We start from the raw sequence: 276 nt of genomic DNA on the forward strand, positions 1-276 counted from the left end.
CCAAGAATGCATCCACGGATAAAAAGCCCTCCACCGACTTATATTTAAGTCTTGCCAACGTGTATCGAGATAAGGCACGCCAACCGAACAACGGTGCCTCCCGACAGGCTGACGTCACCAACTCTCTCAATCTGTACCATGAAGCGCTGCGGCTTGAGCCTAACCTTGCCAATGCTCATGCAAACCTCGGGCACTTGTACAAGGATCTTGGCGATCTGCCGGCCGCGGAGAAGGAGCTGCGCACCGCCGTTGCCCTTAAGAAGGACTATCCTTACG

Annotated in this window: 1 protein-coding gene; it reads left to right on the plus strand. The window is 54.3% G+C overall.

The genetic code is table 11. The features are described 5' to 3' along the window. A partial coding sequence (locus DNI29_RS23960; protein ID WP_123823425.1) for a tetratricopeptide repeat protein occupies window positions 1–276 on the plus strand: 276 nt, incomplete at both ends.

The organism is Hymenobacter sediminis, assembly GCF_003231285.1.
In the GTDB taxonomy this organism is placed as follows: Bacteria; Bacteroidota; Bacteroidia; order Cytophagales; family Hymenobacteraceae; genus Hymenobacter; species Hymenobacter sediminis.